Below are 25992 nucleotides of genomic sequence, written 5' to 3'. Positions count from 1 at the left end.
TCATAGTAAAATAGTAGAAATTAGCTTGCAGAGTTATCATATAGATTGTATAATAGGAAATGGATATAAACATCTTTATGATTACTTACCAAAGTGGTACTAAGATTTTACTAGATATTATGCGGTATTCCACTTTGGTGGAGTACCGCTTTTTATATTCTGATTTTATACCATAATCGATATCAAATATATAACTAAACGAAGGAGTGACGTATTGTGGCAGAGCTACTTAGAGTGGAAAATCTACACGTAGCGGTAGAGGAGAAAGAAATCCTCAAGGGGATTGACTTAACAATAAATACAGGGGAAATTCATGTGGTAATGGGTACCAACGGTGCCGGTAAATCCACCTTGGCTAATGCTATTATGGGTAATCCGGCCTATACAGTGACGGAAGGTAAAATCGTCTTCGATGGTAAAGACATTACGGAAGATGCCGTTAACGATCGTGCCAAAGCAGGTATTTTTATGTCTTTCCAGAGTCCGATTTCTATTCCTGGCATTACGGTGGAAAACTTTATCCGTACTGCTAAAACCACGATTACCGGTGAACAGCAGCGCGCATTGGCTTTCAAAAAAGAATTGAAGTCCAAAATGGATGAACTCAGCTTTGACAGCTCTTATGCACAGCGCTATGTAAATGACGGCTTCAGCGGTGGTGAACGCAAGAAGAATGAAATCTTGCAAATGTCCATTTTGAATCCTAAATTAGCTATGCTTGATGAAACGGACTCTGGTTTGGACGTTGACGCTGTTCGTATCGTATCGGAAGGTGTAAGTCGTTTCCATAACGAAAATAATGCAGTGTTGATCATTACACACCACAATTCGATTTTACAGAAATTAAAACCTGACTTCGTACACATTTTAATTAACGGTCGCATCGTAAAAACCGGCGACGCTTCGTTGGTAGCAGAAATCGAAAAACAGGGCTATGACGCTTACAAGGCTTTAGTCTAGGAGGCATTCATGGAAACAAGAAAGAAAACATATGTGGAGGATATGGACCGTGGCGTCTATGATATTCGAAATGATTTCGAATATTCCTATAAATCCGATGCCGGTCTGACGGAAGATATCATTCGTGAAATCTGGGAAAATAAAAACGAACCGGAATGGATGTTGGACTTCCGTTTAAAATCTCTTAAAATTTATAACGAAATGGATATCCCTAATTGGATTCCTGACATTAGCGGTTTAGATATGTCAAATATTGTAACCTACGTTAAACCGAAAGTAGATATGAAGGGCGATTGGAACGAAGTGCCGGAAGATATTAAGAGCACCTTCGATCGCTTGGGTATTCCGGAAGCGGAAAAAACATCCTTGGCCGGTGTAGGCGCGCAGTATGACTCCGAGGTTGTATATCACAGCATTCAAGAAGATTTGGTAAAACAAGGTGTTGTGTATACCGATATCGAAACAGCGCTTCATGATTACGAAGACATTGTTCGTAAGTATTTCATGACATTGGTACCGCCTACGGATCACAAGTTTGCTGCTTTGCACGGTGCCGTATGGTCCGGTGGGTCCTTTGTATATGTTCCGGCCGGTGTTCAGGTTGATATTCCGTTACAATCGTATTTCCGTTTGAACGCACCGGGGGCCGGTCAGTTCGAACATACCTTGATTATTGTAGAAGAAGGGGCGAAGGCGCACTTCATTGAAGGATGTTCCGCGCCAAAATATAACGTGGCTAACCTTCATGCCGGTTGCGTTGAATTGTTTGTAAAGGACAATGCAACATTGCGTTATTCTACCATTGAAAACTGGTCTAAGAATATGTATAACTTGAATACGAAACGCTGTGTTGTTGGCAAGCATGGTACAATCGAATGGGTTAGCGGCTCCTTCGGTTCCAAAGTATCTTGTTTGTATCCAATGAGTATCCTCAGCGGTGAAGGAGCTCATTGTGAATTTACCGGTGTTACCTTTGCCGGTGAAGGTCAGTACTTGGATACGGGATCTAAAGTTGTTCATGCAGCGCCGTACACAACAAGTAATGTTAACTCCAAATCTATTTCCAAGAGCGGTGGTGCTGCTATTTATCGCGGTGTTCTTAACATCGGCAAGAAGGCAGAACATTCCAAGGCAACCGTATCTTGCGAATCTTTGATGCTTGACGATATTTCTCAATCCGATACCATTCCATCCATTACCGTTGAAAACGATAATGTTGACCTCGGTCATGAAGCAAAGATTGGCCGTATTTCCGATGAAGCCATTTTCTACCTCATGACACGTGGTATCAGCGAAGAGGAAGCGCGTGCCATGTTAGTACGCGGCTTTGTTGAACCGATTTCCAAGGAACTTCCGTTGGAATACGCTGTTGAAATGAATAATTTGATTACCTTAGAGCTGGAAGGCTCTATCGGTTAGGAGGTACTGATGGAAAAACGTGCAATATTTAATGAATTGCCCAGACCGACTTTCCGGTGGCTAAAGGTAAATTATACGGAAAGCCAGATTGAAGAAGGGCAACATCCGGCCATGGTTACTGTTTTCTCGGAAGAGGGAATTGTAGCACCGCTTGGTAAACGCGAATTATTAAAGGAAAGCTTTTTGGGTGCTAACAAGGAATCGTTGGAAGCCGTGACTGCACATTATACAGCAGGCTTTGCGGTAACGGTGCCGGACGGAGCTCATGAAAAAGTGGAAGTTGTTATTGATGCCGATGCCGATACGGTAAATGAAAAAACAAGAATTTTTGCCACTGTCGGTGAAAATGCGACACTTGAATTGTTATATCATTTAAAGGGTCGTGCCGAAAGCGGTAATGTAACCTTGTTAACAGAAGTATTGGCGAAGAAACAGGCTAACGTAACGGTTAAGAAGGTACAGCTGTTAGGTGAAGGGGTGCAGCAGATTGAACATCGCTACACTAAATTCGAGGATGACAGCAAGGTAGAATATATTAACGTTGAATTGGGTGGTAAGGAAAATATTCTTTACTATGACGAAGACCTCATCGGTGAACGCGCTGAATTAGTACATGATTTAGCATATCTCGGCGAAAAAGAGCAACGTTTTGATATTTCCATGCTTATGTCGCATATTGGTAAGAAGACAGTCAGCGATATTCACACCTTAGGTGCGCTCAGCGGTAAATCGAAGAAAGCCTTCCGAGGCACCCTTGATTTCATCCGCGGCAGTGTAGCTTCCGAAGGTGCCGAAGAAGATACATGCTTGTTACTCGATCCGGAAGTTAAATCCGTATCGTTACCGTTATTGCTCTGTAAAGAAGACAATGTAGTAGGCAATCATGCTGCCAGCGCAGGTCAGCTCGATCAGACGAAGCTGTTCTATTTGATGAGTCGCGGCTTTAGCGAATCCGAAGCTAAACATATCATCGTAGAATCTATGTTGCGTCCGATTATCGATCGCATTGGCAACGAAGACATCGAAGAAGCGGCGTTGGCTGCTGTTCGAGCGAAAATTTAACAGTTATAAAGAAGGTGTACTATGAAATCGATTGCAGAGGCCTATAAGGACTTTCCAATTTTAAATCAGACGCATAACGGCCATCGCCTCGTATATTTGGACAGCGGTGCGACTACGCAAATTCCGCAGGCTGTTATGGATGCGTTAGAAACCCATTTGAAAAAGCATAACGGTAATCCGCATCGAGGGGCACATATATTGGCAGTAGAGGCTTCCGAGGCCTATGAAAGCACTCGAGATACCGTACAACGCTTCATCAATGCAAAACAACGCGAAGAAATTGTATTCACGCGAAATACAACGGAAAGCTTAAATTTAATTGCTTTCAGTTACGGCATGAACCATGTGAAAAAGGGTGATAAGATTGTCATTACCATTGCAGAACATCATGCTAACCTGGTAACTTGGCAGCGCGTGGCTGAACGCACCGGCGCTACCTTGGAATATATGTATCTGGATGAAACAGGTCATTTATTGCCCGGTGAAATGGATAAAATTGATGCAACTACTAAGATTGTAGCATTTGCCCATGTAAGCAATGTACTCGGCATGGAATTCCCGGTGGATGAATTAATCCGCCGGGCCCATGAAGTAGGTGCCGTAGTAGTGCTTGACGGAGCACAATCAACACCACATAAGAAAATTGATGTGCAAGCATTAGATTGTGATTTCTTTGTGTTCTCCGGTCATAAAATGTGTGCCTCTCAAGGCATTGGAGTTATGTACGGCAAGCGTCACTTGTTGGAAGACATGCCTCCGTTCCTTTTAGGCGGTGATATGATCGAATACGTACAGGAACAATCTACTACGTATAACGAAGTACCGTATAAATTCGAAGCCGGTACACCAAATGCTCACGGCGCTGTTATGCTCAAGGCCGCTATTGAATATTTGGAAAGCTATGGCATGGATGAAATTCAGGCATATGAACATGAATTAGTAGAATATTTGTTGCCTAAGATGACAGCTATTCCGCATATTCATTTGTTAGGCTCTGCCGATCCGGCAGAAAAGCATGGCGTAGTGGCCTTTACCGTTGATGATGTACATCCGCACGATGTAGCTACTATCATGGATAGCTACGGTGTTTGTGTCCGCTCCGGTCATCATTGTGCGCAGCCGTTGGGGGCGTATTACAAAGTCCCTGCGTCGAGCCGACTGAGCATGTATATTTACACTCGCAAGGAAGATTTAGATGCCTTCTTGGAAGCCTTGAAGAAGGTACGCCCGACAATGGGTTTTAAAGACTAAGGAGGAATCGTTCGACATGGAAATGGATCAGCTGTATACAGAATTGATTTTGGAGCATAATCAGGATAAACGAAATAAACGTGAGTTAGCGGAATTTACAACATCCGAACACGGACACAATCCAAGCTGCGGTGACGATTTGACCCTACAGATTAATGTGGAAGATGGCATTGTAAAGGATGCAGCGTATACCGGTTCCGGTTGTGCAATCAGCCAAGCATCCGCTTCCATGATGATTGATATCATTCAAGGTAAATCATTGGAAGAAGCTATGCGCTTGGTAGAGCTCTTCCTCGGTATGATCAAAAAGGAAGTTACCGATGATGATGAGCTGGAAGAATTGGAAGATGCTATTGCATTAAAAAATATTTCCAATATGCCGGCTCGTGTTAAATGCGCTGTATTGGCTTGGCATACGCTGAAGGAAGCGTTGAAAAAAGAACAGCACTAATATCGGTAATAGTAGTACGTATACAGATATAATGATAAAACCCCCTGCGGTTGTTCATAAGAACTAACCGCAGGGGGTTTATGTTACAAATTTATGTTACAGTTACTTAGAGGCAGGCTTAGGAAGTTTACCCATATCCTGCAATAGTTTAACGATACGCACACCGCAATTTTTTCCACCACACGAACCGGTGCCTGCACCCGTACGTTCTCTTATTTTGGGAATTGTATCACAGCCGTCGGCAATAGCTTCTTTGATTGTTTTGCGGCTAATGCTGCGACAAGTACAAACCTTAGTGTATTTATCTAAAATCGAATCAGGGACTTTATTTTCTTCAAACTCCATGATAACCTCCTTATGTACAGCGATATCACCTGATAACTTGTTCTTCCTAAACTTTTTCCTATATAATATAGGTGCATCTATTTTAGCATATAAAGACGTAGTTTGTAAGAGGAAAGGATAACTATATGATTTGTGTATTATTTGATCTTGACGGTACGTTGACTGATTCCGCCGAAGGTATTTATAAATCCTTGGAGTACGCATTTGAAAAGAAGGGGATTCCCACGCCGGATGAAGATACGCTTCGCTTATTTATCGGACCGCCGATTATTGATTCTATGCAGGAGCAGTGCGGCATGACTTTGGCAGAAGCAGAGGAAATGTACGGCTTCTTTAAAGAACGATACGATACCATCGGTAAATTTGAAAATAAAGTATATGAAGATGTGGAACGCATGTTGGTAACCTTGCGTCAAACCAATACGTATGTAGCAGTGGCTACGGCAAAACCGCAGCATTTGGCAGAACAGGTATTGGAGCATTTCGGTCTTACCAAATATTTTGAATTGATTAAAGGCGCCGATCAGGCAAAGGGCATTGTACATAAGCCGCAAATTTTAGCAGAAGCCGTACGAGCTATGAAAGAATTTTCCGATGACGGCACGAAGAAACGCATCACTGGTTGGTATATGGTAGGCGATCGTAAATATGATATGGTAGCCGCTAAAGAATTAGGCTGTAAAGCAGTTGGGGTTGCCTATGGATACGGCAGCCGTGAAGAATTGGAAGCTGCCGGTGCCGATTATATATGTGATACACCGTCCGATGTAGTATTGAATATCGCAGTGGACACCTTGTTGTAATCCTTCACTATAATCCCTTCGAAGGTAGGGCTTACTACTGTATCACAATGTCAAAGAACATAATATAGGAAGACATAACATAGAAAGGGATAATATAAAAGGACAGGCACTACTACAGATAACTGTACTGGTGCCTGTCCTTTTTCTTTTTCTTGACATAACAAAACCCCTTTCGTTAGATTTTGTCTAACGAAAGGGGTTCAGTTCAAAGTGTCTTATTTATTTTTTTTAGTAATTACACGGAATACCTTGGCTCCCGTCGTTTTTAATTTGGTACCCGTCTTTTTAAGACTGGTACGAGTACGCGTCACGCGTGCCATTGGGGAAAGGGAGGTTCGCTTGCGGGGCTTCATATCGCGTTCGGAACCAAAATCACCGCGTTGTACACTGGTGGCCTTAACACGTTCTGCGCCGAAGGCTTGCTTTAACTCCTTCATGAGAAGGGCAGAGCGTACATCAATAGCAAAGGCATAAATATCTACCGCGGCATATCCCATATGCGGGTACGCATGAACGGCCACATGACAATGCGGCGAAACCGCTAATAATACAACTTCATCATCCAGCACCTGGCAACTTATTTCATCAATTTCCTGATTAGCTGCTTCCAATGCATTTGTTACACTTTCTTGAATAATAACAGGGGATGACAGAGCATCCTCCAAACAAGCATATAGGTCAATAAGTAAATGATGGCCTAACGAATCTGGCACAATGTCACCTTCTTTCTATTTGTACTAGGTATAGTATGTGTCGCTAACATCTATCGAATCTATTATACATGATGGACTCCCTACTTAACAATAATTATTATAGAACTATATAAAGTTATAAATGGTATACGCTATTGAGATAAGAAACTAACGATTATACTAATTTTATATACATGTATTGCTAGATTTACATTGTAGCTTGATATATGGTATCCTTTTAATAAAGTGTATGTCCGCATATAATATGCGTTTAAGTATTAGGAGGTCCTAACATGGGTTCTATGCTAACAAGGGATTATGACACCTTCGCTGAAGAGGCGAAAAAGATTTGCCCTAATAGAGTATTTACAGATTATTTACGTCGTTATGCCTACGGTATTGATGCATCCTGCTACAGCTACTTACCGAAAGTGGTTGTAAAACCAAATAACGAAGCAGAAGTAGTGGAATTGGTTTTATTGGCTAATCGTTGCGGTACACCGGTAACCTTCCGCGCTGCCGGCAGTTCCTTGTCCGGTCAGGCATCCAGTGAAGATGTATTGATCGTGGCTAATGACGGTTTTAAATATGCACATGTATTGGAAAACGGCAATGCCATTCGCTTGTCTTGCGGTGTTATCGGTTCCGATGCTAACGAAAAATTGGCACCGTACGGTAAAAAAATCGGTCCTGACCCGGCAACGATTACGACGGCTCTTGTTGGGGGGATTGTAAACAATAACTCCAGTGGTATGTGCTGCGGTACGGCACAGAACTCGTATAAAACCATTCGTTCCATTCGCGTTGTATTGGCTGACGGTACTATCCTCGATACATCCGATCGTGCCAGTGTAGAACGTTTCTTAACAGAAAAGAAAAACTTGGTAGATCAGCTAGTATCCTTGCGCAAGGATATTATGGCCGATAGCGAATTGGTTGACCTCATCAATCGTAAATTCAAAATTAAAAACACCACCGGTTACAGCCTTAACTCCTTGGTAGATTTTGAAGATATCGTAGATATCATCAATCACCTCTTTGTAGGTAGTGAAGGTACGTTGGGCTTCGTCAGCGAAGTTACGTATAACTGCGTGGATGATGCTAAATACAAGGGCTGTGGTTTGTTGTTCTTCGGCAAATTGACAGATGCATCGAAAGCCGTTGTTGCTTTGGCAGGTATGTCCCGCGATGTTGTTGTAGCAGCAGAAATGATGGACTACCTCAGCTTGAAGAGTGTTCAGCAGCTTGACGAAGTACCTGATTTTGTTCGCGGCATTCCGGAAGGCACCAGCTGCATTTTGTTCCAGTCCGAAAGCAATGATGAAGCTACCTTGGATAAGAACTTAGCGTACATTCAGGAAACCTTAAAAGATATTCCGACCGTTATTCCAAGCTTGTACTCCAAGGATGCTGCGGAATATGACAAATGGTGGGTTATCCGTAAAGGCTTGTTACCGATTGCGGCAGGCCTGCGCAAACCGGGTACCACGGTAATTACGGAAGACGTATGCTTCAAGATTGAAGACTTCACATCCGGTATCGAAATGATTACCGAATTGTTCCATAAATACGGTTTTGTAGATAGCGGTATCATCTTCGGCCATGCTTTGAGCGGTAATGTTCATTTCATCATTACACCTAACTTTAACGATAAAACGGAAATGGATAACTTCACCGGTCTTGTCAAAGAAATGGCTGAACGCGTATCCGCTGTTGAAGGTTCCGTTAAGGCCGAACACGGTACGGGCCGTATGGTTGCACCGTTCGTTGAAATGGAATGGGGCAAGAAGGCCTATGCGGTAAATCGCAAGATTAAAGACATCTTCGACCCGTCCGGTTTGTTGAATCCTGACGTAATGATTACAGATGATCCGGACATTTATAAAAAGAATTTAAAAGCCATGAGCGATATCGATCCGCTCTTCAATATGTGTATGGAATGCGGCTTCTGCGAAAAGAATTGCCCGAGCCGTAATCTTACCTTGACACCGCGTCAACGCATTTCTTTACTTCGTGAAGAACAACGCCTCTTAAAAGATGGCAACACGGAAATGGCAGAAGAATTGCGTAAAGGCTACGAATATTACGGTGTTGATACTTGTGCAGCTTGTTCCATGTGTAGCCAACTTTGCCCGTTGGGCATCGATACGGCACAAATCGCGTTGTCCATGCGTAAAATCAATGCGAAAGGAGCCAGCTTGGCTCATGCCATCTACAACAACTTCAACGCTACCATCAATGCAGCTCGTGTTGGCGTAACCTTAGGTGGTGTAGCCGGTAAGATTGCTACGAAGACATTGTTAGCTAAGATTAGTGAAGATGCGCATGACTTCACCGGCTTAACTCCGTACATGCCGACGACAATGCCGAAAGCAAACACTTATAAATTACGCAATAAACGTCGTCCTGACTTCCATAAGAATGTAGTATACTTCAGCACATGCGCTAACCGTGCGTTCCGCCAGAACCAGGGTTATGACGATACCCGCAGCTTACAGCAGGTATTTGAAAGTCTTTGCGAAAAAGCAGGCTACAATGTAATTTATCCGCCGCACATTGAAAATCTCTGCTGTGGCTTGAGCTTTGAAAATTACGAAGATATCGATCGTCAGGCATTGGCAGATTTGACGGCAGCTTTGACAAAAGCCAGCGAAGGCGGTATTTATCCAATCGTTATCGATCACTCCGCTTGCTTCAATCACGCATTCAAACACATTAAGGGCTTACAGATTCTCGATATTTCCGAATTCTTGTATAGCATTTTGCCGGATTTGGAAGTTACTAAATGCAATGAATCTGTGTTGGTTCATAAACAGTGTAAGGTTAAGGTTCTCGGCAAACAGAAATACATTGAATTGTTGGCACGTGCCTGCACGGACAAAGTATTCAACATCAAGAGCTTTGCCTGCGATGGCTTCGCCGGACAGAAAGGCTTCTTTACACCGGAATTAAATAAATGTGCCACTAAGGATTTGGCAGCGGAAGTAAAAGAATACGGTTGCACCTTGGGTGTAAGCTCCAGCTCTACCTGCGAAATCGGCTTAGGGGAAAACGGTGGCATTCCGTTCGTAAGCATCGCTTACTTATTGGATCGTTGCTCCACGGCAAAACGTAAATAAAATAGTACACGTATAATTGCATGTCAACAGCCTATCACACGTATATGTGGAATAGTTGATGACAACAAAAGAAGCGTAGACGAAATTTTGTCTACGCTTCTTTTTATTACTCGAATACAGGTATTGTTTACCTATTATAAGATCTAAATTACTGTTATATGTAATTAAAATAGATGTAATTGCAATAGATGTGACTGCAATACAATGGAATAAGAAAGTTTCATTACATGTTTATTTATTAATCAAGGCATGGGCCACGTCAATCACTCGTTGCAAACTTTTATTGATGTACTTATCTTTATGATACACAATGCTGAATAAACGCTGCAGTGATAAGTCGGTAATAGGGATGTGTGTCATCAATCCCGCTTGTAACTCTTCGGTAACCAAACGGCGAGATATAACCGTACCGCCGAAACCGGCAATGACAGCTTGCTTGAGTGACGCCGTGTTGTTATAGTTGCCAACGATTTGCAAAGGAATGTGGCGTTCTTTAATTAAACCTTCGAACAAGCTACGGGTACCGCTGCCTTCTTCGCGGAGAAATAATTTAATGGAAGGAAGCTCTTCCGTTGTAATTGTCGATGGCACCATCGATTGCCACGCACGGGGAACCACCAATATTAATTCATCAATCATAAAGGGATCTGCCACTAGGGTAGGGGCTGTGATTTGTCCTTCGATCAAGGCAATGTCTAACGTATCATTTAACAACATCGCCTGCAGTTCGTCCGTATTATGTATTTCCGAAACGATTTCCTGCTGCGGAGCCAACCTAGTAATATCTTTCATTACCTGTACCAGTAAGGTTTCACCGATGGTTAAACTGGCACCCAGGCGAATGGGAAAGTTTTCATTATGACCGTGCATCATAGAATCAATAAATCGATTTAAAGTGAGTATTTGACTGACATACGGCTGTAGTCGTTTCCCGCTTTCGCTAAGATATAATTTGCGTCCCAGTCGTTCGAATAAAGGCGTATTATAGTAGTCTTCCAATTCGCGAATAGCCTGACTGACCGATGGTTGTGTCATATGTAATTTGGCAGCGGCCTTGGTCATATTCATTTCTTCGCAAACGGCTAAAAATATAGTAAAGTGGCGTAACGTCATAACAGGTGACATCTCCTTGGTAGTGTATATTTCCGGAATCTGAGTAGTACATTAATTTATTCCCATACAACAACTATGATTTTATAGATAAATCAAATGTATATAAAAATAAAGATAGGTAATTACCTATTGATTATATCATACAATACAATTTTACGTACATTCACTAAGATGGTACAATGAGCCTGTAATTTTCAGTGATGCATCAAAAGAAATAAACAAATTTGTTATGTAACTAGTATATAAGGAGTGGAGTCTATGGGAAAATATGCTCGCGGTATGATATTGGCATTACTTATTGCCATTCCCGCCTATTGGTTAGGTAAAACCTTTCCGATTATCGGCGGTCCTGTATTCGGTATTTTGTTAGGTATGATTTTAGCAGGTATTAAACGGCCGGACATATTTGAGCCGGGTATTAAATATTCCGGTAAAAAGGTATTACAATATTCGATTATTTTGTTGGGCTTTGAAATGAATTTATACAATGTTATCAGCGTCGGCGCTTCATCCTTCAGCGTTATGATTTTTACTTTACTGACCGCCTTCGTAGTAGCATTAGTAGTGGGACGTCTCCTTCGTCTTGACTTGAAGATGACCACACTGGTCGGTGCAGGTACAGCAATTTGCGGCGGATCGGCCATTGCAGCGGTAGCCCCGGTTATCGAAGCAGAGGATAAGGACATTGCCTTTTCCATTTCTACTATCTTTTTATTCAATGTACTGGCCGTATTTATCTTCCCGTTCCTCGGTCATTGGATGGGACTGAGTGATTCCGGTTTTGGTATGTGGGCAGGTACAGCCATTAATGATACGTCCTCGGTAGTAGCTGCTGGTTATTCCTACAGTAATGCGGCCGGTGATTATGCAACTATCGTTAAATTAACTCGTGCGCTTATGATCGTACCGATTTGTGTGATTATCGCCGGTATTGTTATTTGGTCCAAGAAAAAAGCCGGTGGAGCAGGGGACAGCAACTTTAAGGTTAGCCGAATCTTCCCGTGGTTTATTCTTTGGTTCGTAGTCGCTTCTATCATTAACACCACCGGTATATTGGCTCCGTCCGTATCACACTTTCTCGGACAGGCCGGTAAGTTCTTCATCATCATGGCTATGGTTGCCATCGGTTTGAACACTAATCTTATTCATCTATTGAAAAATGGTGTAAAGCCGATTGCGCTTGGCTTTGTATGTTGGTTCGCCGTTGCTTCCGTGTCCTTGTTGGTACAACATAGCATCGGATTAATTTAATCTATTCGCAGCCTCGCAGGAAATATTCCGAATGAGTTTGTAACAATATATTTTGTTGCACCGGGAATATTCTTCGGCGAGGCATTTTTATCGGCAAAATATTTTTATCGGCAGGATATGTTCATCAGCGAGATATTTTCATCGGCGAGATATTTTTTATGTCTTGACAAGATAGAAAGTTTTAGATATTACGGTTGTAGTTGTTTATGCAAGCAAATTTAATAAAGGAGGTATGTGGCGTGAGTAATTACATTAAGCAATGGTTATCTTTACGCGATAAAGAGCGTGAAATATCTGCAGCTTTGGAAGAAGCCTTACGGGGAGTAAGCCACGGCATTAGTGTTAATGAATTCTATGCGTTGTACTTTCTGCATAAATCGGAAAGCGAAGAACTTCGCATATCTGATTTGAGTCAAAAGATTGGCCTTAGCTTGAGTGCCACTTCACGTTTGCTATCGCGTTTTGAAACGAATTGTCACGTTATAGAACGCATTGCCTGCGCCGATGATAAGCGCGGCATTGAAGTGCGACTAACACAAGTCGGTCAGGATGTATTAGAAGAAGCACTAAAAAAAGTAAATGAGGTACTGGCTAATTACGAAGCAGATTTATTGTAATGGGGATTGGCCGGGAAACTCTACAAGCAGTAGAGTTTTCTTTTTCCTTATTTACTTGCATGCACAAGCAAATAAAGTGTGTGATTTGTGTATTATAGGGTAATGAAAGAAAAGAAGTTTTTATCATGGCAGAATTAAGTAAAGTACCTTAACCAGTTTATCACTCCGCTGGTAAATAAACGCACCGATAATTATGGCGGTTCTTTGGAAAACAGATATCGTATTGCCCGCGAAGTGATTCGCGCGGTGAAAAGCGTCTTCACCGGTGCGGTGTGGGCACGGATTTCCGGAGCCGAATACGACGAAGAGGGAACTACGACGGATGAATTTGTAACTATCGTACAATGGATGAAAGAAGATGGTATTGAACTTATCGATGTATCCTCCGGCGGTGTTATCAATCGAGCACCGGATGCTATTTATCCGGGCTATCATCTTGTCCAATCCGAATTGGTTGTGGCATGCAGCGCGTGAGCTGGGTACCATTGAAAATTATAAGGTATTCAACGAAGCCTACGAACGGGGCAAGCGCTTTTAATAGATAAATCCCGATTTGCCTTTTTTGTATATTGCTAGTATAATCAAATTGTAAAACGTATTGTGCATGCAATTATTGATTCAGTGATTGCTTGCTGTTCTTAAAACAGTAACTGCATACGATAGTCTTTGAGGCAAGGTGCGAGGAGGTTTCCTCAATTCCTGACCGGCGGTAAAGTCCGCAAGCCCTGCGATGGGTTGACTCGGTTGAATTCCGAGACCGACAGTATAGTCTGGATGGGAAAAGACACGGTTTGATTGCGTCGTTTTGATGCGACCGTAATATTCAAGATATCTTAAGGACTATGGCTATGCTGTAGTCCTTTTTTAGTATAGTGTTAGGAGAGAGCAACATGACGGATGAAGAGTATATGGCGACTGCCTTAGCCTTAGCAAAAAAAGCTAAAGGTCATACCGCTCCCAACCCTATGGTAGGAGCCATCGTGGTAAAACACGGCGTCATCGTCGGACAAGGCTATCATCATAAAGCAGGCGGTCCTCACGCAGAAGTATACGCTCTGGACGAAGCCGGTGAGAACGCAGTAGGCGCCACGCTGTATGTAACCTTAGAGCCTTGCGCACACTACGGCAAAACACCGCCCTGTGCCAAACGGGTAATTGCTTCCGGCATAAGTCGCGTTGTAATCAGCATGGTGGATCCTAATCCGTTGGTAGCCGGTAAGGGTATTGCTATGCTGCGCGACGCAGGTATTCAGGTAGAGGTAGGTGTACTGGATACGCAATGCGCAGCATTAAATGATGCTTTCATTACGTACATGCTGACGAGTCGACCCTTTGTTACCTTGAAGTCGGCCATGTCGGTGGATGGTAAAATTGCTACACGTACCGGCGATTCACAATGGATTACCAATGAATCTGCCAGGGCTGACGGACATCGCTTGCGACAGTATCACGATGCCATCTTGGTTGGCATCGGTACCGTCTTGGCGGATAATCCAACCTTGACACATCGGTTAACGGACTCGGCGCAGTTTGCTCAGCCGGATGTTATCGTGTTGGACAGCCACGGCCGGACACCGATAGATGCTGCCTTGTTTAGTAACAAGGAACGTCATTTGCTGATTGCGGTCGGTCCCGATTGCCCGCCGTCCCATCGCTATGAATTAGAAAAGGCCGGTGCCGAAATTGTTACCTTACCTTACGACACGGCGCCGGAATCGACGGAGGCTAACGCAGCGCAGCTTTCCCTAATCGCCTTGTTGGACATGCTTGGCGAAAAAGGCTATCAGTCGTTACTCGTTGAAGGAGGCAGCCAAGTTATTGCCGCATTTACGGAGCAACGATTATTTGATAAGCTGATTACCTACATGGGTGCCATGCTTATCGGTGGAAGCGATGCCATACCGGCCATCGGAGGCATAGGGGCTTCTACCTTAGCCGAAGCAGTGCCCCTTACCATTTGTGATGCGTGCCTGTTAGATGGAAATGTGCGCGTAGAATCCTACTACACGGAAAGGAAGGGACGCTATGTTCACAGGGATTATTGAAGAAACCGGTCGCATAGAACGCATCGTTGCCGGTGCGCAATCCTTGCGCATTACAATTTCGGGCCATAAAATTTTATCCGATATAGAAATCGGCTGCTCCATTGCGGTCAACGGTGTCTGTCTGACGGCAACCACCTTTGATGCGCATAGCTTTACGGCAGATGTAATGCCTGAATCCGTACGAATGACAACACTGGCCGATTTAAAACCGGGTAGTCCTGTCAATTTGGAACGGGCCATGGCCGTAGGCGGACGCTTCGGTGGACATGTGGTAGCCGGACATGTTGACGGCATCGGTACGATACGAACCATAGAGAAACAGGACAACGCAGTGGTCTTCACCATCGAGGCGGCCCCGGAGGTTATGGAATACATTGTCTATAAAGGATCGGTGGCTATCGACGGCGCCAGCTTAACCGTAGCCGGACGAAGCGATACACAGTTTACGATTTCTATCATTCCGCACACGATTAAGGAAACAATTCTGGCTCATGCTAAGCCGGGCACAAAGGTGAATATCGAGACCGATATATTCGGGCGCTATATACGGCAGTTTATGACATTGCCGCCGGCAGAGAACACTGCCGTACCGGCAACAGGCAAACAAAGCGGTGGCATTACCAGCGAACTATTGGCAAAGAACGGATTTATATAAAAAGGAGTGATCCATATGGGACACAAGCTGAATACAATTGAAGAAGTATTGGAAGATATGAAGGTTGGCAAACCGGTGATCATCGTAGATGATGAAAAACGCGAAAACGAAGGCGATTTGGTGATTGCCGCAGAATTTGCGACCATGGAAAATATTAATTTCATGGTAAAAGAAGCCCGCGGTATCGTATGTACCCCGATGTTAGCCGCCGATTTGGAACGACTTGGTATTGACCAGATGGTAGAAAAAAATACCGATAATCATGAAACGGCCTTTACCGTTACGGTAGACCATGTGACGACAACTACCGGTGTATCACCGTACGAACGAGCCTTGACGATTCGTACCTTGATTGCCGATAATGCTCGTCCGGAAGATTTCCGTCGTCCCGGTCATGTATTTCCGCTTCGTTACAAAGAAGGGGGCGTCTTGGTTCGCCAGGGTCATACGGAAGCCTCTATTGATTTATGCCGTCTGGCCGGTTTAAAGGAAGCCTCCGTTATCTGTGAAATCACTAAGGATGACGGATCCATGGCTCGCCTTGATGATTTGTTGGCCTTTGCCGATACACATGGGTTAAAGGTGGCCTCCGTAGCTGATTTAATCGAATATCGCAAAATTCACGAACCATTGATTAAATTGGCTGCCGATGCCAATATGCCTACCAAGTACGGCGACTTCCATATTTACGTGTTCAAAAACGACTTGGACCATAAGGAACACTTGGCCATTGTCAAAGGTGATGTGAAAGACGGGGAAGACGTATTAGTACGGGTTCATTCCGAATGTTTGACCGGTGATGTATTTGGTTCCAAACGATGTGATTGTGGCGAACAATTGGCTAATGCACTGACCACTATCGAAAAAGCTGGTCGCGGTGTTGTGGTATACATGCGTCAAGAAGGACGTGGCATTGGTTTAACCAATAAAATCAAAGCCTATGCGTTGCAGGAACAAGGCCTTGATACGGTAGAGGCTAATGTGGAATTGGGATTCCCGGCAGATATGCGCGAATACTCCTTGGCAGCACAAATTATCCGCTACCTCGGTATTAAGAGTATTAAGTTACTTACCAATAATCCGTCGAAAAAAGAAAACCTCGAACATTGGGGTATTCAGGTGGATAAGCGCGTACCAGTTATTGTCAAAGCCAACAGTGTTAATGCTGCGTATTTGCGTACGAAAAAAGAAAAGATGGGTCATCTCTTCGATCAAATCTAACGACGCATCGCTTCGTCGCACGGCTCTGTATGTCAGCGCAACATACGAACAACTGATTCGTTTCTAATATATACGAACAACATGTTAGTTTTAAATATATAGAAACAACATATATGTCTCTATACTATATAATAGGTTATATATTGTGTACACCACGCAAGAAATATAAGGAGGCCATACTCATGGTTAAAGAAGGTCATTTAGTCGGAACAGGAAAACGTTTTGCTATCGTAGGTTCTCGTTTTAACGAATTTATTACCAGTAAATTAATTGCCGCTGCCAAAGATGCGCTGATTCGTCACGATGTGAAAGATGAAGACATCACTACGATTTGGGTGCCCGGCGCATTTGAAATTCCGTTAATTGCTAAAAAGGCAGCTAAAAGCGGTAAGTTCGATGCGGTAATTTGTGTAGGTGCCGTTATTCGCGGTGCTACCTCGCATTATGATTATGTATGTAACGAAGTATCCAAGGGCATTGCCCATATTAGCTTGGAAACCGAAGTGCCGGTTATGTTCGGTATCTTGACGACGGAAAATATCGAACAGGCTATCGAACGCGCCGGTACGAAAGCAGGCAATAAGGGCTTTGACTGCGCTATGGGTGCTATTGAAATGATTAACTTATTGGAGGAATTACAGTAATATATGGATTATATTAAACGGTATACGACACGCGAAGGCGTACGCATGGCGGTAGCTGTTACAACAGCCACCGTAGAAGAAGCGCGTCATCGTCATGATTTGTGGCCGGTGGCTACGGCTGCATTAGGTCGTACCATGACCGGTGCCTTGCTGATGGCCGGTGATTTTAAAAATGAAGAGAATGTAAGTATTCGCTTAAAAGGTGACGGGCCGCTAGGCGTTGTCCATGTTGATGCATTCAGCGATGCTACGGTACGCGGCTATGTCGATCATCCGCATGTGGATATTCCACTAAAGCGTGCCGGCAAGCTTGATGTAGGCGTTGCTGTCGGTCATAACGGCGAAGTGCAGGTAACGCGCTTTACCAAGCTTCGTCAAGATTACACATCGCAAAGTCCCTTGCAAAGCGGCGAAGTCGCTGAGGACTTGGCGTATTATCTCTATATTTCCGAACAGATTCCGGCTACCATCAGCCTTGGCGTATTAGTCGGAACGGACAACACCGTCAGTGTAGCCGGCGGCTTCCTCGTACAAGCCTTGCCGGATGCCACCGATGAAGCATTGGCTAAGGTAGAAGCCAACATTAATGCCTTAGGTCCTATTACGACCTACTTATCCGAACATCCGGACGGGGAAGGTTTGGTGGAACACGTCCTTGACGGATTGACGGTGCAAGAAGTATATAATGCGCCGGTGCGTTTTCAATGTACCTGCAGTCGCGAGCGATTCGAACAGGTTCTTATGACATTATCCGATACGGATAAACGAGATTTGTTAGAGGATGAAACGACGGAGCTGGTATGTCATTATTGTAATAATGCCTATCACTTCAGCCGTGACGAGTTAGCCTCGCTCTTTGATATGAAATAAATTAATGACAGTCGTCAATATGCCGACTGTGCCTTGATTAAAACTCACTGCCTGTTATAATAAGAGGGTAGTGAGTTTTTTTATTTTATGTAACTCGAGGTGATAGTATGGGAATCATTGCCATTATTGGAGGGACCGGCGTATACGATCCGTCCATGTTAGAATCGATTGAAGAAAAGCAATTGATGACTCCCTATGGGGAAATTACATATACACAGGGAAGCTATCATGGCAAGCCGGTTATTTTTATGGCACGCCATGGCAGCAAGCATTCCATTCCGCCGCATTTGATTAATTATCGCGCGAATATTTGGGGCCTTAAAAAATTAGGCGTAACCATGATTATTTCTACGACAGCCGTAGGCTCCTTAAATCCGGAATTCAAACCGGGGCATTTTGTATTAACCGATCAATTTTTGGATTTTACCAAATCGCGGGTCAACACCTTCTATGATGGTGGAAAGAAGGGCGTTGTTCATCTTGATGTGACGGAACCGTACTGTCCGGAATTGCGCGGTCACATCGAAGCAGCGGCTAAGGAATTGGGACTGAACGTGCATAACGGCGGCACCTATGTATGCACCGAAGGTCCGCGTTTTGAAACGCCGGCAGAAATTAAGATGTTCCACATGCTCGGTGGCGATACGGTAGGTATGACAAATGTGCCGGAAGTTACTTTAGCAGGGGAAGCTGAAATTGCCTACGCTACGATTTCCATGGTTACCAACTTTGCTGCGGGTATTTCCGAAACAGCGTTAACTCATCACGAGGTAACGGAAGTGATGAAACAATTATCCGATAGCTTTAAAGCACTCATTCTTAAAACTATCGATCGCTTAGATCCCAATGCGGACTGCAGTTGTCATCATCGCTTGGCCGAATACGGCGGATTTACCTTATAGGAGTTGAACAGCCTGTTATGAATAGTATTGAATGGAACGGACAAGCTTTGATTTTACTAGATCAAACAAAGTTGCCCGTCAGTGAAGAATACATACATTGCACCGATTGGCGACAAGTGGCGGAGGCCATCAAAATGCTTCGTGTTCGAGGCGCCCCGGCTATCGGTGTTGCTGCCGGATACGCTTTGGTTTTGGCTGCTCGCGAAGCAGCGGCCCAAGGGGATAGAGACGAACAGTTTACCGCCTTTTTCGAATTTGCGAATACATTAAAGGCCACTCGTCCGACCGCTATTAATTTGGCGTGGGCGGTAGAGCGCGTTTGCACCTTAGTGCGCACCTGCATAGAAAACAACGGTAATGATGGCGCCGATAATCATGCTGTATACCTGGCTGATTGTCTGGATCGCATTGAAGCGGAAGCCATTGCTATAAACGAGGAAGACCTGGCCTTGAATCGTGCCATGGCCAAAGCGGGAGCGCGTATTTTTGAAGGACGCCGGGGATTGCGTATTTTAACACATTGTAATGCCGGTGCATTAGCTACCGCAGGCATCGGTACGGCGTTAGGCGTAATACGTGAATTACATGCAAACGGTCAGCTAAGCATGGTCTATGCCGATGAAACCCGCCCGTTGTTACAAGGTGCACGGCTTACTACCTTTGAATTACACCAAGATGGGATTCCTGTTACGTTGCTTACGGATAATATGGCTGCCTATGCGATGCAGCAAGGACTTATCGATGCCGTTATCGTCGGTGCCGACCGCATTACCACAGAGGGGGATGTGGCCAATAAAATCGGAACCTACGGCGTAGCCGTACTGGCCAAAGCACATGGCATTCCATTTTATGTGGCAGCACCGTACAGCACCTTTGATTTTACACTGGCATCCGGCAAGGATATTCCTATCGAAATTCGAGACTCTCGGGAGGTTACTCATTTTCAAGGATGTCAAACGGCACCGGATGGCGTGCCTGTCCTCAATCCTGCCTTTGATGTGACACCGCATGAGTACGTGTCCGCCATCATAACCGAAGCCGGTGTGTTATATCCTGATTATACGAAGTCTATTGCAAGACTTCACAAGGAGGTTCAAGAGAGATGAAATCATTAATTAAAGATATTGCGTTGGCTCCGGAAGGCCATAAAAAAATCGAATGGGTGTCTAATTTCATGCCTGCCCTGAACAGCTTGGTAGATGACTTTAAAACCAGCAAAATTTTTGAAGGCAAAACTGTGGTAGTCAGCGTTCATTTAGAAGCAAAGACAGCCTACTTGGCTACGGTACTAAAAAAAGCCGGTGCCGATGTAATCGTAACCGGTTCCAATCCGCTGTCCACGCAGGATGATGTAGCTGCTGCTTTGGTTGATATGGGACTTACCGTCTATGCATGGCATAATTGCACGGATGAAGAATATACCATGTTCCTCAATAAAGCATTGGATCATAAGCCGCACATCATTATTGACGATGGCGGCGATTTGGTTCATTTGCTGCATACGACGCGTCAGGATGCACGAGAACGCTTGATCGGCGGTTCCGAAGAAACCACAACCGGTGTACATCGTTTACACGCATTGGCCAATGAAAAGAAATTGGCATTCCCGATGATTGCCGTTAACGATTCGTACTGCAAATATCTCTTTGACAATCGTTACGGTACCGGTCAATCCGTATGGGATGGTATTATGCGCACAACCAATCTTACCGTAACGGGTAAAAATGTTGTCGTAGCCGGATACGGCTGGTGCGGTAAAGGAGTAGCTATGCGCGCTAAGGGACTTGGTGCTCACGTATATGTCACCGAAGTAGATCCGATTAAAGCTATCGAAGCCGTATTTGACGGATTTAAAGTGTTACCCATGATTGAAGCAGCACGCATCGGCGATATCTTCATTACCGTAACAGGCTGCAAGGATGTTATCCGCCGTCAACACTTTGATGTGATGAAGGATAAAGCTATCATGTGTAATGCGGGCCACTTCGATTGCGAAGTAAACACGAAAGAATTGGCCGAAGTAGCGAAGAGCCATAAAAATGTACGCAAAAACATTGAAGGCTACAGCATGGCCGACGGACGCACTTTGTACGTATTGGCAGAAGGACGCCTTGTTAACTTGGCTGCCGGCGACGGTCATCCTGCAGAAATCATGGACCTGTCCTTCGCTATGCAGGCCTTGGCTGCTGAATACTTACTGAAACACGGCACGACTATGGAACATGATGTTCATGTGTTGCCTCATGAATTGGATACGCGCATGGCTGCAATTAAGTTGGCATCCATGGGATACGAAGTGGATCATTTAACACAGGAACAAATCGATTACCTGACTAAAGTTAACTAATCAATCGCTTGACTAAGGTTAACTAATCAATTACCTGACTACGATTACCTAAACAATTGCCTGACTTCGATTACCTAATCATTTTTCAGTGAATAGGCAATCCTGTAATTGACACTACTGAAACAGTAGTAATACTGTGTTTCGGAGTATTTCAATTCAGTAATTATTTTTCAACGGTTACTATTAGGCAGATAACCAATAAACGAAGAAGATAAAGGATGTATCAATGATAGATTTAGTAATACAACATGTAGACGTACTCTCCGATGATACGGTTATACGCGATGCCTACATTTCGGTTAATGGCGGACACATTGCCGAAATTTCAACGGAAGCACCGAAGGAAGCCGCCAAAGAAACAATTGACGGCAAAGGCATGCTGGCTGCACCGGGCCTCGTAAATACGCATACGCATATCGCCATGGGATTGTTGCGTAATTACGCCGATGATTTGGAATTAATGGACTGGTTGGAACATGCCATCTGGCCGGCCGAAGCCAAGCTGACCGACGATATCGTATACTGGGGGACACAGCTGGGCATTGCCGAAATGCTTCGCAGCGGTACTACCTGCTTTAGCGATATGTATTTCTTTATGGAACAAACTGCTAAGGCTGTACAAGAAACAGGTATTCGTGCCGTATTATCCCGTGGTCTTGCCGGAGTAGCACCGACGGCAGATAAAGCCTTGATAGAGAACAAGGAGTTATTTACGACGTGGAACGGCTATGACGATAATCGCATTAAGGTAATGCTGGGACCACACGCTCCCTATACATGTCCCGACGACTATATTCGCCGTGTCATTGCGTTAAGCGAAGACATCGGTGCGGAAATTCATATGCATTTGTCTGAAACGAAGGGTGAAGTAGAAAATGTGATTAAGCAAACCGGTAAAACACCGATTGCACACATGAATGACTTAGGCTTGTTCGATCGCGGTTGTGTGGCTGCTCATTGCGTACATGTAACCGATGAAGATATGGACATTATGCGAGAAAAAAATGTTCGGGTGGCCCATAATCCGCAATCTAATCTTAAACTGGCCAGTGGTATTGCGCCGGTACCGGAAATGCTTGCCAAAGGCATTACAGTAGGTCTCGGTACGGATGGATCCGCCAGCAACAACAATGCGGACATGCTGGAAGAAGTACGTTTGGCTGCGACACTGCATAAAGCTCGACTCTATGATCCCAAAGCCATTCCGGCACAGACAGCTTGGAACATGGGTACCATTGAAGGCGCGCGCGTACTCGGTTATGACGACTTAGGGGTATTAAAATCCGGACAGCGGGCAGATATTGTATTGTATAATACAACCGGCATGCATTGGATGCCACGTTACAACGATGTAGCGTCATTAGTATACGCAGCCAATTCGTCCGACGCCGATACCGTAGTTGTAGCCGGCAAAGTTCTTATGAAGCATCGTGAATTGCTTACAATCGACGAAGAACGATTACGTGCGGAAATTACCAAGATTCATAGTGTGTTCGCAAACTAAAACATATTTGCTAGATCAAATGTATTTGCCGATCATTTGCTAATTAAACCGGTCTTGGCCAATAAAGACATCGACCTTGATTATGTATCAGCATAGAATTGGTAGCTGCCGAGATAGCAGTGTAGATTACTGCGATTAGCTGTAATGTATGCGTGATAACACATATAAAATTATATACCGTATAGACGGGTTCTCCCGAATATGCTATAATTACTTCCGATAACGATATATTATCGGAAGTAATTTTTTGTATAAAATTTGGCAGTTAGCCAAGTTATTATATGTACATACGAATTAACACGCATGTATTACATTACGCAATCGTTTACAGAAATTAATTGACGAGGTTCTCCTATGACTGATGCATCCAAACATTTTTATTTACGCGATCACAACAGCTTGGCCGCCAGTTCAAAGCTTACCGCCAAAGCAAAGCAAAGTATTTTATTATCCAAAGCGGAAAATACCATTGATGCGTACGAATCCGATTGGAACGATTTTGTTGACTGGTGTAATTTTCATCATGTTACGGCCTTTCCGGCGATTCCCGAAACTATTGTCAACTATATCAACGATTTGGCCGATTACGCCAAAGCCAATACGATTTCCCGTCGCATCAGCGCTATTTCCGAAAATTTTAATGCCTCCGGTATAGCCGAAAACCCTTGTGCCTCCATCTTGGTTAAACAAGCACTTCGCGGGATTCGCCGCCTTAAAGGCACCTATCAACAAGGTAAGACACCCATTCTCCTGGAAGATCTGGAAGATATCTTCGAAGAAATGCCGAAGCTGGGCCTGTCCGAAATCCAACTGCTTCGCGATAAAGCCATCCTATTAATCGGCTTTATGGGGGCCTTTCGCCGCAGCGAACTGAGCAAGATTACCGTAGAAACCCTTCATTTCTCACCGCAAGGTGTTGAAATCTTTGTAAAGGCATCTAAAGCTGACCAAGAAGGTCAAGGTGCCGTTGTGGCTATCCCCTATGTGGAAAATTCCGAATTTTGCGCTGTAAGGGCCCTCAAGGTATGGCTTAGGTATTCCGGTATTAAAGAAGGCCCTATTTTTAGAGGTTTTACGAAGACAATGACCCTGCGTAAGACGGCAATCAGCGATAAAAGTATTGCGGAGATTGTAAAAAAATATGTGGCCGCTATCGGTCTTAACCCGGATATGTACGGTGCGCATAGCTTGCGTCACGGCTTTGCCACTACGGCTGCCGCCTTTGGCGTGGAAGAACGTAACATTATGCGTCAAACCCGCCATCACAGCGTGGCCATGGTTCGCCGCTATATCAACGAAGCCAATAAATTTGTAGACAATCCGATCAGCTCGATTTTCAGTAAACGGTAACATAAAACAAAAAACAGCGCGTCTCCGGTCATCGTGGAAATCGCGCTGTTTTTTATATAAAGTTATGTGCTCTCGTCAGTTTTGAGCCATATACGTAGAGCCTTTGTCGGAATGATTGGATAACTTAGGCACTTGAAGAACCATACCCGGTTGTAAATCACCTTCATTAGCTAAATTATTTAATTGCTTTACCGTATATACATAATGACGAATGTCCATCGTATCATGCGTTACTCGTTGAGCAATACTCCAAAGCGTATCACCTCGCTGTACGGTAATCTGCTGCGTATTGGTCGTATCCAGTGTAGGCGTGCCGGGAATAACAAAGTATCCCGCCAACATAAGTAAACACATCCCTAATACAACTGTCATATCTCTCTTTATTGCTAATAAATTACGTCTCATGAGAAATCACCCCATTATATTTCGAACATATTCAACGTATGTATGTTTGTTTACGTGCTTAGTATAGCACAAGAATAAATGTTCGGTCAATAGTTTTGTTCGAACAATCATTTGACATTGCTACGGGGTGCGCTTTATAATAAATAATAAGATATATATAACATATGTATTGTGATTGATTGGTATACAGTAATAAGTAGTTTTTTTTAGATTGTGAGGAATCCCCATGAGACGACCGGCTACGGATATTAATACAAAACAAAAGGTTATTTTAGACTTTATCAAGGAATGTCAGCTTACTCAATTCCGCTGCCCCAGCGTTCGTGAAATTTGTGATTATATCGGTGTCAGCTCTACCTCTACGGTGCAGAGCCATTTAGATACATTGGAACGATTCGGCTACATTAAACGCGATCGCAATAAGAATCGCTCTATTACTATTGTAGGCATGATGCCGTCTTCGACGCCGAAGCAACTGGAAATATCCAAGGATGATGAAGTGACATCGTCCGACCCCTATGAATTTCGCAGTGGCCAGCTTCGAAATGTACCGCTTATCGGTGTCGTTCAGGCCGGTACTCCGGTAACGGCTATTCAAAATCAAGAAGCCGTTCTTCCCTTGCCTGCTTCGTTAATTGGCAATTCGGAATGCTTCTTGCTGCGTGTGCAAGGAGAATCCATGCGGAATGTAGGCATGTTCGAAGGGGATTTGCTCATTGTTCGCAATCAGTCTACTGCCAATAACGGAGATATCGTAGTAGCGCGTATTGATGACGAAGCAACGGTAAAACGGTTTTACCGTGAAAGAGATTACATCCGTCTGCAGCCGGAGAATGAAGATTTTGAACCGATAATCACCAAAGAATGTATTATCGAAGGAAAAGTTATCGGTCTTATCCGCGATCACATCTAACAATAAAACAATGATAGAATAAAATAAATGTTCGGTTAATCACTAAGAGTCTT

25 protein-coding genes and 1 riboswitch are annotated in these 25992 nt (G+C 44.0%); of the genes, 21 read left to right on the top strand and 4 right to left on the bottom strand.

Going from position 1 to position 25992, the window contains the following annotated elements:
* Positions 1-216 precede the first annotated feature (216 nt).
* From sufC to sufU, 5 genes are read left to right on the top strand one after another with little or no spacing between them, the layout of a single operon-like run.
* Positions 217-960 (top strand): Fe-S cluster assembly ATPase SufC, encoded by a 744-nt coding sequence (gene sufC, locus G344_RS0108650; protein WP_028255854.1) that lies wholly within the window; start codon positions 217-219, stop codon positions 958-960.
* A 9-nt stretch (positions 961-969) separates the two neighbouring features.
* On the top strand, positions 970-2379 hold the full coding sequence (gene sufB / locus G344_RS0108645) for a Fe-S cluster assembly protein SufB (RefSeq protein WP_028255853.1): 1410 nt from the start codon (positions 970-972) through the stop codon (positions 2377-2379).
* A gap of 9 nt (positions 2380-2388) precedes the next feature.
* Positions 2389-3441 (top strand): SufB/SufD family protein, encoded by a 1053-nt coding sequence (locus G344_RS0108640; RefSeq protein ID WP_028255852.1) that lies wholly within the window; start codon positions 2389-2391, stop codon positions 3439-3441.
* 21 nt (positions 3442-3462) lie between these two features.
* Positions 3463-4692 (top strand): SufS family cysteine desulfurase, encoded by a 1230-nt coding sequence (locus G344_RS0108635; protein ID WP_028255851.1) that lies wholly within the window; start codon positions 3463-3465, stop codon positions 4690-4692.
* Positions 4693-4708: 16 nt separating this feature from the next.
* Entirely contained in the window at positions 4709-5143 is a 435-nt protein-coding gene (gene sufU / locus G344_RS0108630) for a Fe-S cluster assembly sulfur transfer protein SufU (RefSeq protein WP_028255850.1), read from the top strand.
* Positions 5144-5245: 102 nt separating this feature from the next.
* On the opposite strand, the gene G344_RS0108625 is transcribed toward sufU, so the two are convergent.
* Positions 5246-5488 carry a (2Fe-2S)-binding protein gene (locus tag G344_RS0108625; RefSeq protein ID WP_028255849.1) on the bottom strand — a complete coding sequence of 81 codons (243 nt, stop codon included), beginning with the start codon at positions 5486-5488 and terminating at the stop codon, positions 5246-5248.
* A 125-nt stretch (positions 5489-5613) separates the two neighbouring features.
* Here G344_RS0108625 and G344_RS0108620 point away from each other — a divergent pair, with 125 nt between their 5' ends.
* Positions 5614-6291, top strand: a complete 678-nt coding sequence (locus G344_RS0108620; RefSeq protein ID WP_028255848.1) for an HAD hydrolase-like protein — start codon at positions 5614-5616, stop codon at positions 6289-6291.
* A gap of 215 nt (positions 6292-6506) precedes the next feature.
* Here the strand turns inward: G344_RS0108620 and G344_RS0108615 are convergent, their stop codons facing one another.
* Positions 6507-7004: an S-adenosylmethionine decarboxylase family protein gene (locus tag G344_RS0108615; protein ID WP_028255847.1), complete on the bottom strand. Its 498-nt coding sequence runs from the start codon at positions 7002-7004 to the stop codon at positions 6507-6509.
* A 272-nt stretch (positions 7005-7276) separates the two neighbouring features.
* Here G344_RS0108615 and G344_RS0108610 point away from each other — a divergent pair, with 272 nt between their 5' ends.
* Positions 7277-10102 (top strand): FAD-binding and (Fe-S)-binding domain-containing protein, encoded by a 2826-nt coding sequence (locus G344_RS0108610; protein ID WP_028255846.1) that lies wholly within the window; start codon positions 7277-7279, stop codon positions 10100-10102.
* A 231-nt stretch (positions 10103-10333) separates the two neighbouring features.
* On the opposite strand, the gene G344_RS0108605 is transcribed toward G344_RS0108610, so the two are convergent.
* Positions 10334-11215, bottom strand: coding sequence for a LysR family transcriptional regulator (locus tag G344_RS0108605; protein WP_028255845.1), 882 nt, complete (start codon positions 11213-11215; stop codon positions 10334-10336).
* Between the two features lie 258 nt (positions 11216-11473).
* On the opposite strand from G344_RS0108605, the gene G344_RS0108600 reads away from it, so the two are divergent.
* The 13 genes from G344_RS0108600 to G344_RS0108540 all read left to right on the top strand — a co-directional run bounded on the left by G344_RS0108600 (position 11474) and on the right by G344_RS0108540 (position 24621).
* A complete protein-coding gene (locus G344_RS0108600) occupies positions 11474-12466 on the top strand; it encodes a YeiH family protein (RefSeq protein ID WP_038155302.1) in 993 nt (330 codons plus the stop codon).
* A gap of 239 nt (positions 12467-12705) precedes the next feature.
* A complete protein-coding gene (locus tag G344_RS0108595; RefSeq protein ID WP_028255843.1) occupies positions 12706-13083 on the top strand; it encodes a MarR family winged helix-turn-helix transcriptional regulator in 378 nt (125 codons plus the stop codon).
* 159 nt (positions 13084-13242) lie between these two features.
* Positions 13243-13557 carry an oxidoreductase gene (locus G344_RS0108590; RefSeq protein WP_083963098.1) on the top strand — a complete coding sequence of 105 codons (315 nt, stop codon included), beginning with the start codon at positions 13243-13245 and terminating at the stop codon, positions 13555-13557.
* A gap of 184 nt (positions 13558-13741) precedes the next feature.
* A riboswitch (FMN riboswitch) is annotated at positions 13742-13873 on the top strand.
* Between the two features lie 100 nt (positions 13874-13973).
* Positions 13974-15128: a bifunctional diaminohydroxyphosphoribosylaminopyrimidine deaminase/5-amino-6-(5-phosphoribosylamino)uracil reductase RibD gene (gene ribD / locus G344_RS0108585; RefSeq protein ID WP_028255841.1), complete on the top strand. Its 1155-nt coding sequence runs from the start codon at positions 13974-13976 to the stop codon at positions 15126-15128.
* A complete protein-coding gene (gene ribE, locus G344_RS0108580; RefSeq protein WP_028255840.1) occupies positions 15109-15783 on the top strand; it encodes a riboflavin synthase in 675 nt (224 codons plus the stop codon). The genes ribD and ribE overlap by 20 nt, the downstream gene beginning before the upstream one ends.
* A gap of 15 nt (positions 15784-15798) precedes the next feature.
* On the top strand, positions 15799-17004 hold the full coding sequence (locus G344_RS0108575; protein ID WP_028255839.1) for a bifunctional 3,4-dihydroxy-2-butanone-4-phosphate synthase/GTP cyclohydrolase II: 1206 nt from the start codon (positions 15799-15801) through the stop codon (positions 17002-17004).
* 182 nt (positions 17005-17186) lie between these two features.
* A complete protein-coding gene (gene ribH / locus G344_RS0108570) occupies positions 17187-17648 on the top strand; it encodes a 6,7-dimethyl-8-ribityllumazine synthase (RefSeq protein WP_028255838.1) in 462 nt (153 codons plus the stop codon).
* Positions 17649-17651: 3 nt separating this feature from the next.
* A complete protein-coding gene (gene hslO / locus G344_RS0108565; RefSeq protein ID WP_028255837.1) occupies positions 17652-18518 on the top strand; it encodes an Hsp33 family molecular chaperone HslO in 867 nt (288 codons plus the stop codon).
* 107 nt (positions 18519-18625) lie between these two features.
* Positions 18626-19420, top strand: a complete 795-nt coding sequence (mtnP, locus tag G344_RS0108560; protein ID WP_028255836.1) for an S-methyl-5'-thioadenosine phosphorylase — start codon at positions 18626-18628, stop codon at positions 19418-19420.
* A gap of 17 nt (positions 19421-19437) precedes the next feature.
* Positions 19438-20526 carry an S-methyl-5-thioribose-1-phosphate isomerase gene (mtnA, locus tag G344_RS0108555; RefSeq protein ID WP_028255835.1) on the top strand — a complete coding sequence of 363 codons (1089 nt, stop codon included), beginning with the start codon at positions 19438-19440 and terminating at the stop codon, positions 20524-20526.
* On the top strand, positions 20523-21767 hold the full coding sequence (locus G344_RS0108550) for an adenosylhomocysteinase (protein WP_028255834.1): 1245 nt from the start codon (positions 20523-20525) through the stop codon (positions 21765-21767). The genes mtnA and G344_RS0108550 overlap by 4 nt, the downstream gene beginning before the upstream one ends.
* 226 nt (positions 21768-21993) lie before the next feature.
* Complete coding sequence (locus G344_RS0108545) at positions 21994-23271, top strand: amidohydrolase (RefSeq protein ID WP_028255833.1); 1278 nt, start codon at positions 21994-21996, stop codon at positions 23269-23271.
* A gap of 354 nt (positions 23272-23625) precedes the next feature.
* Entirely contained in the window at positions 23626-24621 is a 996-nt protein-coding gene (locus tag G344_RS0108540; RefSeq protein ID WP_028255832.1) for a site-specific integrase, read from the top strand.
* Positions 24622-24696: 75 nt separating this feature from the next.
* On the opposite strand, the gene G344_RS0108535 is transcribed toward G344_RS0108540, so the two are convergent.
* Positions 24697-25026: a LysM peptidoglycan-binding domain-containing protein gene (locus G344_RS0108535; protein WP_028255831.1), complete on the bottom strand. Its 330-nt coding sequence runs from the start codon at positions 25024-25026 to the stop codon at positions 24697-24699.
* Between the two features lie 226 nt (positions 25027-25252).
* On the opposite strand from G344_RS0108535, the gene lexA reads away from it, so the two are divergent.
* A complete protein-coding gene (gene lexA / locus G344_RS0108530) occupies positions 25253-25939 on the top strand; it encodes a transcriptional repressor LexA (protein WP_028255830.1) in 687 nt (228 codons plus the stop codon).
* Positions 25940-25992: the final 53 nt, after the last annotated feature.

Origin of the sequence: Veillonella magna DSM 19857 (assembly GCF_000428745.1) — a bacterium.
Taxonomy (GTDB): domain Bacteria; phylum Bacillota; class Negativicutes; order Veillonellales; family Veillonellaceae; genus Veillonella_A; species Veillonella_A magna.
The sequence above is the reverse complement of the archived record's forward strand: the minus strand, read 5'-3'. Positions and strand labels throughout refer to the sequence as shown.